This is a genomic window from Pseudomonas sp. McL0111 (genome assembly GCF_052567255.1).
Genome location: NZ_CP199585.1, coordinates 2262934 through 2274044, shown reverse-complemented (window position 1 = coordinate 2274044; position 11111 = coordinate 2262934). Strand labels below are relative to the sequence as shown.

The window sequence follows — 11111 nt, the reverse complement described above, 5'->3', positions numbered from 1 at the left end:
CGTTCTTTCGTGTTCCGGGAAAATCTCACGCGTGAGCCATTGATGGCATTTTGGATTGGTTGTAGTGTGGCTCACGCGTGAGATGTTCATAACGGAGTCACTGCCATGAAAAGCCTCGTTCCCGAGCGCTCGAAACCGTCCGCGAAAAAGCCGTCGAGCTTCTATATGAAGCAGATGCGCGCGGGCCTGGCTGCCGCCGGTTATGTGAAACACGAAACTTGGGTGCTTCCCGAAAACCGAAGCTTGCTCAAGCAAATGGAGCAACAGCTACGCCAACCGATTCTGGCTGGCTCATTCATGTCGGAGAATTACATGAGCGCAGGCAACAACTGGAACATCGATAGCCTCTTCAACGCCCTCAAGGCACTGGACGAGGTGGCTTCGCACGAGATCACGCTGTCTCTGATCCAGAGCTCCGAACCCAGCCTCAAGCTGGAAATGAACGAATTCGGCGGCCTGCCGATTCACATCGCCCTGGCGGGTGCACAGATCATCGTCGACACCGTGCTGGTGGACGTCGATTCGATCACCGACGTGCGCGCCTTCAACGATGCCGTGCTGCGCAGCCGGGAAATGTTTCCGCTGTCGTCGATCGGTATCGAGTCGATGCCGAACGGGCAGACCGTTTACAACATGTTTGGCGCACTCAGTGCCGATTCGAGCCTGACCAACGTGGTCACCGAGGTGAAAACCCTGGTCGACAACGTGCAGCGCGCCAGCGAAGCCTTCGAACACTTCTTCAAGTAATCAACAGGGAATATCCAATGACTCAGTCCATCTGGAGCAAGTTGTTCACCGCCTTGCGCGGCGGCGCCAATGAAGTCGGCGAAGCCATCGTCGATCAACAGGCCCTGCGCATCCTCGATCAGGAAATCCGTGACGCCGACACCGCGTTGTCGAACGCCCGTCGCGAACTGGTCACCATCATGGCCAAGCACAAACTGGCTGCCGACCGCGTGAGCGAGTACGACGCCAAGATCAAAGATCTGGAAGCCAAGGCAGTTTCCGCGCTGAACGCCGGCCGTGAAGACCTGGCAATGGAAGTGGCCGAAGCGATTTCGACCCTGACCAACGACCTGACCACCGAGAAAGCGCAGAGCGACGAATTCGGCACCTACGCCGAGAACATGCGCAAAGACATCTCCAAAGCCGAGTCGCGGATCAAGAGCCTGCGCCAGCAAGTGGACATGGCCAAGGCCCGCGATAGCGTGCAGAAGGCTCAGGTCAGTGCGTCCATCGCCAGCGGCGGCGCCAACGGCAAGCTGGAAACAGCGGTCGGCACCTTGAACCGTCTGCAAGAAAAGCAAAAACAACGTGCCGCCGAGCTGAGCGCTGCTGACGAACTGGCTGACGCTTCGACCGGCAATGACCTGGACCGCAAACTGCGCGACGCCGGCATCACGCCGAACGAAGGCAGCGCCAACGCGATTCTTGAGCGCCTGAAGCAGAAGTCCGCTCAGTAATAGCGCAATCCGTGTAGGAGCTGCCGAAGGCTGCGATCTTTTGATCTTTGTTTTTCACGATCAAAAGGTCGCAGCCTTCGGCAGCTCCTGCACGGGTTCTTTGGCTCCACAAGATTTGTATTTTGCCTGCCTCGTTCGTCCGCAGCCCGGTACACTGGCGGCGTTTTTTGTGACGAACACCTCCACCCGCCTCAAGGAAAGTACCCATGGGATGGTTCAAAGATTTGCTGGGCACCAGCAACTGGCAGCCAGCCGCGCCCGCTCCAGTGGCCAGCGGCCCGCTCGGTATGGCGCAAGGCAAAGGCGTGCGATTCGATTCGACTCTGGCCCTGCTGCTCGACGGCAACACCTCTGTGCAGGTCCCCGCTGCGGAAGCGATCTGGAGCGCCGGTTGGGTCGATCTCGGCCAGTCCAACAAACTGCATCGCTACTACCTCAACAATGAAGATTTCTGGGTGCAGATTCACGTCACCGGTGACGACCAGATCGAATCGGTAACCCTGTTCAACTACCTCAGTTACGTGACCGTCAACAGTGACGCCGAACTGCAGCGCCTCGCCGGCCCGAACAGCCTGATCGGTCTGCCGACTTACACCCACGGCGGTGTGTTGTACACCCGTGAATGGGGCACCGAACAAGGCCAGACCGAACTGGTGCCGATGACCGAACACGTGGTCAACCCGGACGAAAGCTACACCATCAAACACCATTCAATGCTTTACGCCCGCGAGACCGGCCTGACCGATCGCCGCGAGCTGTTGCTGTTCTCCGTCGAACAGGACGAAGAAGGCACCGTCAGCCTCAGCACTTCGCTGGGCATTTCGCTGTACACGACTGATCTGAGCATCATTTAAAAAAGGAAGTTTTTTCATGCTGGAAGTGCTGGCCGTCTCCCTGAACAAGACCGCACTGGTCGGTTTCGTCGTTTACCTGATCGGCGCCGTGCTGCTGTTCATGCTGTTTCAATTCGTCTACACGCGGATCACACCGCACAAGGAATTCGAACTGATCCGCTCGGGCAACACCGCCGCTGCAATCGCTCTGTCCGGTGCGATCATCGGCTTCGCAATTCCGGCGAGCAACGTTATCGCCTTCTCGGTCAACGTCCTCGACTTCGTGCTGTGGGCAGTGATTGCCGCCGTCGTGCAACTGTTGGCATTTCTCGCCACGGGCCTGGTGCTCAAAGGCACTTCCCAGCGCATCGTCAACGGTGAAGTCGCCTCCGGTATCTATGTGGCAGCCGTTGCCATCAGCGTCGGCATGATCAACGCCGCGTGCATGACACCGTCGCACTGACCGGCAGGGAGCCCTTGATGAAACGAAGCAAGTACGTTCAGCTGTCTCTCGCCGCATCGGTGGCCATGGCCATTTCCGGTCAGGTATCGGCACAGGAACAGCAACAGCATTTCCAAAGCGTGGAACAGTGCGTCGATGCCGAAGTGGCAGCCGATGTCTGCTCGAACGCCTACGTCGCGGCACTCACCGAACACCGACGCATTGCCCCGGCCTACGATGACAAAACCAAGTGCGATGCGGATTTCGCTGCGGACTGGTGTCAGAAAAATTCCGACGGGCGTTTTGTGCCGAAACTCGGTGGCTTCAAGCTACCGCAAGCCGAGGCAGCGCAAGATCTGAATGCGCTGGCCAATAGTGAAATGCCGGCGGGAGATGTATCAAATGCCCAGCCTGCTCAAACCACTTCGCACTCTTCCGGTGGTGGCAGCGGCTGGCTCAGCGGATGGCTGATCGGTAACGCGATGAGCAACAACGCCAACCGCACCGTTTATCGCGACCGCGACACTCGCCAGACCTACAACACTTCGACACAGAACCGCAGAATCGAATCGGCGCCAGCGCCTCGCAGCGATACCAGCTACGACAGCTCCCGCAGCAAGCCGGTCAACGTCGCCTCATCGACCTCGCGTGGCGGCTTCGGCAGCCAGTCGTCTGCCCGCAGCGGTTGGGGTGGATGGGGCAGTTCGAGCAGCTGACCATGAAAAAGATCCTCTGCGCCGAGCGCCCCGACTGGAAACAGACCGCCGAAAGCCTCGGTTTTATGTTTCACACCATCGACGACGAACCGTACTGGGACGAAAGCGCTTATTACCAGTTCACGCTCGCGCAGATCGAAAACGATCTTGAGGACCCGACCACCGAACTGCACGAGATGTGCATGGATCTGGTCGACCGCGTCGTGCGTAGCGAGGAGCTGCTAGATCGCCTGAGCATTCCCGCTTCGTACTACGACATGATCCGAACGTCCTGGCTGGAAGGTCATCCGCATCTGTATGGGCGAATGGACTTCTCCTACAGCGGAAACGGCCCGGCCAAACTGCTCGAACTCAACTACGACACGCCGACCAGCCTCTACGAAGCGGCTGCGTTCCAGTGGGGGTGGCTGGAGCAGTGCATCGAGCGCGGAACACTGCCGGCCCATGCCGACCAGTTCAACAGCATCGACACCAAGCTGCATCAGGCTTTCGCCGAGCTACAGCTCAAGCGCCCGTTCTACTTCGCCTCGATGAAAGACTCGGTCGAAGACAAAGGCACCACCGACTATCTGCGTTTGATCGCAGAGAAGGTCGGCATTGAATCGCGACATATCGACATAGAAGACATCGGCCTGACTTCCGACGGGCGCTTTGTCGATCTGCAAGATCGCTGGATTCCGCACCTGTTCAAGCTGCACGCCTGGGAGTTCATCTTCCACGAGCCATTCGGCGCGGCGATTGCCGAGTGCGACACGCAGTTTTTCGAACCGGCCTGGAAGGCGATTCTCTCCAACAAGGGCGCCCTGCCGTTGTTGTGGGAACTGCACAAGGGCCATCCGAATCTGCTTGCGGCGCATCTCGATCCGAATCCGGCCAGCGCGGTGCCCAAGGGTTGGGTGCGCAAACCGTACTTCTCCCGCGAAGGCGCCAACATCGAGTTGCAAACCGCAGAAGGTCTGATCGTCAAAGAGGACGGCCCTTACACCGATGCGCCGTTCATCCTGCAAGAGTTCGCGCCGCTTCCGAAGTTTGGCGACAGCTATACGCTGGTTGGTTCGTGGGTGATTGGCGATCAGGCGGCGGGGATTGGTGTACGGGAAGACAACAGTTTGATCACCAGGGATTCGAGCCGCTTTTTGCCGCATCTGATCCTCGACTGATTGTTCAGCCACAGTTAATTCCGGCCAAAAAAAACCGTAGCGTGAACGCGCTACGGTTTTTTTGTGCTTGCCGTGGCTTACGACAACTCGGTTGTACGGACCGGGGCCGGCGTCGCGACGTCTTGCTTGTCGCGACCTGGCGTGATCACGCCAGCCATTCTACGGCGGGCTATCTCCGCGCCCCGACGACGCAAAGGTGATTCGACGAACCGGTAATTGAGTTCACTGCACACCAACATGATCACCAGGGACGTGAGCAGGAGCTGGATTGTATATCCCGCCCCGAGCGTTTCGCCGCTGTTGGCTGCAATGCGCGTCCAGATTTCAGTGCTCAAGTGGTAGGCGAAAATGTGCACGACATACAACGCGTACGAGCGCGATCCCAACCACTCGAACAAACCGCCCAACAACGCCGGGCAATAGATGTAGCCCTTTTGATAACTGGCCAGCCAGACAAGTATCAACGCTGTTATCGCAATCAGGCCGACAGCAATCGGCACGCTGATCATTTGGGCAGCGATGGCGCCCAGCATGTACAAAAGAAATAGCGTAACGGCGAGCCGCTTGAACGAACTGGTGCCGAGCCCGACTGGCTCAAAGTCTTTGTACAAAGACGTGCGGGAGAACATGCAGAGCAGAATCCCCCACATCATCGCATCCAGCCGGAACGAGAAAAGCATAGGCGCGGGCGGTGCGCCGAAACCATTGCGGTCAAAGCCGAATTGCAAAGCGATCAGCGCGATCAGAATAATCACTCGCCAACGTGGCGAAGTCACCAGCAGCAGAAATAACGGGAATATGAAGTAGAACTGCTCCTCCAGCGCCAGGCTCCAGTACACCGAATTAGGCCCCAGAATCATGCCGTACTGGTTGGCTAGGTTACCGGTGAATGTCGCAACAGCAGTGAAGCTGCGCAGGTTGTAGAACCAGGACTGAAATGCGTCCGACTGATTGAAGAAAATCGAGAATGCCAGCGGTATGAGCACCCACAACCAGGCCGTAGGCAGCAGTCGATAAGCCCGCCTGATCCAGAAAGAACTCGCTGCAAGACCAAACCTGTTCTGCTCTCGGCTTTGGTCGAAATAATCAAGGTAAGCCTTGCTTACGACATAGCCCGAAATACAGAAAAACAGATCCACACCGGTCCATGGCCAATACACATTGAACAGCTTGCCCAAGAGCAAATCATGGAACGGCAGCAACTGCGGGAGGTGGGTAAAAACCGTCATAAGGATGGCCACACCCCGCAAATACTCGATTTCCTTATTCTTGCTACTGCTCATCGGACTCTCTTGTTTTTGTGAACGAACAGCGAGCTGATCGTTGGGTATTCTTCGGTGGAAAAACGGGCTGGCTAAGCAGTCTCCGGCGCGGATCATGGAACGGCTTCCCCTTCGCCTTCAAGCTCTACTTCCACCAAAACGACAAAACCCCCGCAATGCGAGGGTTTTGTGCTTAAGCCATGTAACGACTCATTCTGAAATCAGAACGGAATATCGTCATCAAAGCTGTCGAAGTCCGGAGCTGGCTGCGGTGCGGCCTGCTGAGGTGCCGGAGCCGAACGCTGTTGCGGTGCCGACTGCTGCGGGCGCGGAGCCTGTTGGCGTGGCGCTGGAGCGGATTGCTGGTAGTTGTTGCCACCGCCTTGTTGTTCGCCCTGTTGTGGACGGCCGCCGAGCAGTTGCATGGTGCCTTGCATGTCGACCACGATTTCGGTGGTGTAACGCTTGATACCGTCTTTTTCCCACTCGCGGGTCTGCAGCTTGCCTTCGATGTAGACCTGCGAACCCTTACGCAGGTATTCGCCAGCGATTTCGGCAACTTTGCCGAACATCGAAACACGGTGCCACTCGGTCTTCTCGACCTTCTGACCGGTTTGCTTGTCGGTCCACTGTTCGCTGGTTGCCAGACTCAGGTTGGTCACGGCGTTACCGTTAGGCAGGTAGCGAACTTCGGGATCCTGGCCGCAAGTGCCGACCAATATGACTTTGTTAACCCCACGGGCCATAACGTTCTCCTAGGCTTCGCAAGCAGCCTCGGCCGGGTTGTTCACCAGGCGTTCGAGGGTGTCGCGATCCACTAATTCTTTGTCCAGTTTGATGTAAACAGCCGCTTCATCAGCGACTATCACTGCATCTGTTACCCCTACGAGGGCCTTGAGGCGCTCGACCAGACCCGCTTCGCGGATCGCCTCGGGCGACAACGGCAAACGCAGACTCGTCACGTAGGGAGGTTCGCGCATGGTAACAGCAAAGGCCAGCCAGATGGCAGCCAGACCGGCACATCCAAGGAACACAACCGACAGACCGCCATGCTGAAACAGCCAGCCGCCGAGTATCCCGCCGAGCGCCGAACCGAGGAACTGGCTGGTGGAATACACGCCCATGGCCGTGCCCTTCCCGCCCGCCGGTGAAACCTTGCTGATCAGCGACGGCAGGGAAGCTTCCAGCAGATTGAACGCGGTGAAGAAAACCACCGTGCCGATCACCAGAGCTCGCAAGCTGTTGCCGAACTGCCAGAAGAATAGCTCAGTGAGCATCAACGTCAGGACGGCGCCGAGCAAAATTCGTTTCATTTTGCGTTTCTTCTCGCCGTAGATGATGAACGGGATCATGGCGAAGAAAGAAATCAGCAGCGCGGTCAGGTAAACCCACCAGTGCTGCTCCTTTGGCAAACCGGCTTTTTCCACCAGCGCCAACGGCAGTGCAACGAAGCTCGACATCAGCATCGCGTGCAACACAAAAATACCAAGGTCCAGACGCAGCAAGTCCGGGTGCTTGAGCGTTGGCAACAATGCCTGACGTGCCACGCCGGATTCACGATGCTGCAATGGCCCGGTGGACTTCGGCACCATGAACATAACGATGACGATGCCGAACAACGCCATGCCGCCCGTGGCGAAAAACAGCCCGGAGAGTCCGAAAGCACTGGTCAGCAGCGGGCCGACCACCATGGCCACGGCAAACGACAGGCCGATGGTCATGCCGATCATCGCCATGGCTTTGGTGCGATGCTGTTCGCGGGTCAGGTCCGAGAGCAGCGCCATGACCGCAGCGGAAATCGCCCCGGCGCCTTGCAGGATGCGTCCGGCGATCACGCCCCAGATCGAATCGGCCTGAGCAGCCAGCACACTGCCGAGGGCGAAGACGATCAGCCCGAGGTAAATCACCGGACGACGGCCGATGCGGTCGGAGATGAAGCCGAACGGAATCTGGAAAACCGCCTGAGTCAGGCCATAAGCGCCAATCGCCAGCCCGATCAGGGCCGGGGTCGCTCCCGCCAGGTCCATGCCGTAGGTCGCCAGTACCGGCAACACCATGAACATGCCAAGCATACGGAAGGCGAACACCAGGGCCAGACCGCTCGCTGCGCGGGTCTCGCTGCCACTCATGCGTTCGCTGTGGAGATCGTGCATGGAAAAACCTCGTGTGAACCGGCGGCGATTCTACCAGTCCCATCGAAAGACAGGGTAGATCGCGACGCTTTGACGCGTATAGATGAAACTCTCTTCATCCAGGGCTAAAAACCCTTCGCTTGATAGTGTGCATCCATCCAGTATTTGGCCGTATACTCCTACGTTTTCGACGCCCGCCGAGCGAGGCCACTTTGGACAAGATCCTGATACGTGGGGCCCGTACCCACAACCTGAAGAACATCGACCTGACCCTGCCACGGGACAAGCTGATCGTCATCACCGGCCTGTCCGGATCCGGCAAGTCGTCCCTGGCCTTTGACACGCTATATGCCGAAGGTCAGCGCCGCTATGTCGAATCCCTGTCGGCCTATGCCCGACAGTTTTTGTCGATGATGGAAAAACCCGACGTCGACACCATCGAAGGCCTGTCGCCGGCAATTTCCATCGAACAGAAGTCGACCTCGCACAACCCGCGCTCCACGGTCGGCACCATCACCGAAATCTACGACTACCTGCGCCTGCTCTACGCTCGCGTCGGTACGCCGCGCTGCCCGGATCATGACATTCCGCTGGAAGCGCAGACCGTCAGCCAGATGGTTGACCTGGTGCTGGCCCAGCCGGAAGGCAGCAAACTGATGCTGCTTGCACCAGTCATTCGCGAGCGCAAAGGCGAGCATCTGTCGGTATTTGAAGAGCTGCGAGCCCAAGGCTTCGTCCGCGCCCGCGTCAACGGCCGGATCTGCGAGCTCGACGAGCTGCCGAAGCTGGATAAACAGAAGAAGCATTCGATTGATGTGATCGTCGACCGCTTCAAAGTCCGCGCCGACCTGCAGCAGCGTCTGGCCGAGTCGTTCGAGACCGCGTTGAAACTGGCGGACGGTATCGCGCTAGTGGCGCCGATGGACGACGAACCCGGCGAAGAGATGATCTTCTCCGCGCGTTTCGCCTGCCCGATCTGCGGCCACGCGATCAGCGAGCTGGAACCCAAACTGTTTTCCTTCAACAACCCGGCCGGCGCTTGCCCGACTTGCGATGGCCTGGGGGTTAAACAGTTCTTCGACATTAAACGCCTGGTAAACGGCGAACTGACCTTGGCCGAGGGCGCGATACGCGGCTGGGACAGGCGTAACGTCTATTACTTCCAGATGCTCGGCTCGTTGGCCTCGCATTACGGTTTCAGCCTTGAGGTGCCGTTCAATCAGTTGCCTGCCGATCAGCAGAAATACATTCTGCACGGAAGTGGCTCACAGAACGTTGACTTCAAGTACCTCAACGACCGTGGCGACATCGTCAAGCGTTCGCACCCGTTCGAAGGCATCGTGCCGAACCTTGAGCGACGCTATCGCGAAACCGAGTCGGCCAGCGTGCGCGAAGAACTGGCCAAGTTTCTCAGCACTCAGGCTTGCCCGGATTGCCGTGGTACCCGCCTGCGCCGCGAAGCGCGGCACGTTTGGGTTGGCGAGAAAACTCTGCCGGCAGTGACCAATCTGCCAATCGGCGATGCCTGCGTGTATTTCGGCGAGTTGAAGATGACTGGCCGTCGCGGCGAAATCGCAGACAAGATTCTCAAGGAAATCCGCGAGCGTCTGCAATTTCTGGTCAACGTCGGTCTTGATTATCTGTCACTGGATCGCAGCGCCGATACGTTGTCTGGCGGCGAGGCGCAGCGGATTCGTCTGGCCAGTCAGATCGGTGCCGGTCTGGTAGGCGTGCTGTACATCCTCGATGAACCGTCCATCGGCTTGCATCAGCGGGACAACGACCGACTGCTTGGCACCCTCAAGCACCTGCGCGACATCGGTAATACGGTGATCGTCGTTGAGCACGATGAAGATGCAATTCGTCTGGCCGACTACGTCGTCGATATCGGCCCGGGCGCCGGGGTTCACGGCGGCCAGATCGTCGCCGAAGGCACGCCAGCCGAAGTCATGGCGCACCCGGATTCCCTGACCGGCAAATACCTGTCGGGCCGGGTGAAGATCGAAGTACCGGCCAAGCGTACGCCGCGCAACAAGAAGTTGAATCTGTCGCTCAAGGGCGCACGGGGCAACAACCTGCGCAACGTTGATCTGGACATCCCGATTGGCCTGCTGACCTGCGTGACGGGTGTTTCCGGTTCAGGCAAATCGACGCTGATCAACAATACGTTGTTCCCGCTGAGCGCTACGGCACTCAACGGCGCGACTACGCTGGAAGCAGCGGCGCACGACAGCATCAAGGGCCTGGAGCATCTGGACAAGGTCGTCGATATCGACCAGAGCCCGATTGGCCGGACGCCACGTTCCAACCCGGCGACTTATACCGGCCTGTTCACTCCGATCCGCGAGCTGTTCGCCGGCGTACCGGAATCACGCTCCCGTGGTTATGGCCCGGGGCGTTTCTCGTTCAACGTCAAGGGCGGTCGCTGCGAAGCGTGCCAGGGCGACGGTCTGATCAAGGTGGAAATGCACTTCCTGCCGGACATCTACGTGCCGTGCGACGTGTGCAAGAGCAAGCGCTACAACCGCGAAACCCTTGAGATCAAATACAAGGGCAAGAACATCCACGAAACCCTCGAGATGACTATCGAGGAGGCTCGCGTGTTCTTCGACGCGGTGCCGGCGCTGGCGCGCAAGCTGCAAACGCTGATGGATGTCGGTCTGTCGTACATCAAGCTTGGCCAGTCGGCAACGACGCTGTCAGGTGGTGAGGCGCAGCGGGTCAAGCTGTCTCGTGAGCTGTCCAAGCGTGACACTGGCAAGACCCTGTATATCCTCGATGAGCCGACCACCGGCCTGCACTTCGCGGATATTCAGCAATTGCTCGACGTGCTGCATCGACTGCGTGACCACGGCAATACGGTGGTGGTGATCGAGCATAACCTCGACGTGATCAAGACCGCTGACTGGCTGGTGGACTTGGGCCCAGAAGGCGGTTCCAAAGGTGGACAGATCATCGCCACCGGCACACCTGAGGAAGTGGCCGAGATGAAGCAATCTCACACCGGTCATTACCTGAAACCGTTGTTGATCCGCGACCGGGCTTAAACGCCGGACATGAAAAAGCCCCTGTCACTGATGAAGTGACAGGGGCTTTTTTGTAT

10 protein-coding genes are annotated in these 11111 nt (G+C 58.3%); 7 read left to right on the top strand and 3 right to left on the bottom strand.

The genetic code is table 11. The features are described from left to right. Positions 1 to 165: 165 nt before the first annotated feature. From ACTWLJ_RS10345 to ACTWLJ_RS10320, 6 genes are all read left to right on the top strand, one after another. Positions 166 to 747 carry a YjfI family protein gene (locus ACTWLJ_RS10345; protein ID WP_445181343.1) on the top strand — a complete coding sequence of 194 codons (582 nt, stop codon included), beginning with the start codon at positions 166 to 168 and terminating at the stop codon, positions 745 to 747. Positions 748 to 764: 17 nt separating this feature from the next. Continuing rightward, positions 765 to 1463, top strand: a complete 699-nt coding sequence (locus ACTWLJ_RS10340) for a PspA/IM30 family protein (protein ID WP_401215370.1) — start codon at positions 765 to 767, stop codon at positions 1461 to 1463. Between the two features lie 206 nt (positions 1464 to 1669). Continuing rightward, positions 1670 to 2317: a DUF2491 family protein gene (locus tag ACTWLJ_RS10335; protein ID WP_445180740.1), complete on the top strand. Its 648-nt coding sequence runs from the start codon at positions 1670 to 1672 to the stop codon at positions 2315 to 2317. A 16-nt stretch (positions 2318 to 2333) separates the two neighbouring features. Next, positions 2334 to 2759: a DUF350 domain-containing protein gene (locus ACTWLJ_RS10330; protein ID WP_445180739.1), complete on the top strand. Its 426-nt coding sequence runs from the start codon at positions 2334 to 2336 to the stop codon at positions 2757 to 2759. Positions 2760 to 2776: 17 nt separating this feature from the next. After that, positions 2777 to 3454 (top strand): DUF1190 domain-containing protein, encoded by a 678-nt coding sequence (locus ACTWLJ_RS10325; RefSeq protein ID WP_445180738.1) that lies wholly within the window; start codon positions 2777 to 2779, stop codon positions 3452 to 3454. A 2-nt stretch (positions 3455 to 3456) separates the two neighbouring features. After that, positions 3457 to 4614 carry a glutathionylspermidine synthase family protein gene (locus ACTWLJ_RS10320; protein WP_445180737.1) on the top strand — a complete coding sequence of 386 codons (1158 nt, stop codon included), beginning with the start codon at positions 3457 to 3459 and terminating at the stop codon, positions 4612 to 4614. Between the two features lie 77 nt (positions 4615 to 4691). Here ACTWLJ_RS10320 and ACTWLJ_RS10315 read toward each other — a convergent pair whose 3' ends face one another. The 3 genes from ACTWLJ_RS10315 to ACTWLJ_RS10305 all read right to left on the bottom strand — a co-directional run bounded on the left by ACTWLJ_RS10315 (position 4692) and on the right by ACTWLJ_RS10305 (position 8029). Continuing rightward, positions 4692 to 5897 (bottom strand): acyltransferase family protein, encoded by a 1206-nt coding sequence (locus ACTWLJ_RS10315; protein WP_445180736.1) that lies wholly within the window; start codon positions 5895 to 5897, stop codon positions 4692 to 4694. Positions 5898 to 6097: 200 nt separating this feature from the next. After that, positions 6098 to 6622: a single-stranded DNA-binding protein gene (locus ACTWLJ_RS10310; protein ID WP_042561333.1), complete on the bottom strand. Its 525-nt coding sequence runs from the start codon at positions 6620 to 6622 to the stop codon at positions 6098 to 6100. A 9-nt stretch (positions 6623 to 6631) separates the two neighbouring features. Further along, complete coding sequence (locus ACTWLJ_RS10305) at positions 6632 to 8029, bottom strand: MFS transporter (protein WP_445180735.1); 1398 nt, start codon at positions 8027 to 8029, stop codon at positions 6632 to 6634. A gap of 191 nt (positions 8030 to 8220) precedes the next feature. Here ACTWLJ_RS10305 and uvrA point away from each other — a divergent pair, with 191 nt between their 5' ends. Continuing rightward, positions 8221 to 11055, top strand: coding sequence for an excinuclease ABC subunit UvrA (uvrA, locus tag ACTWLJ_RS10300; RefSeq protein WP_445180734.1), 2835 nt, complete (start codon positions 8221 to 8223; stop codon positions 11053 to 11055). The last annotated feature ends 56 nt before the right edge of the window (positions 11056 to 11111 follow it).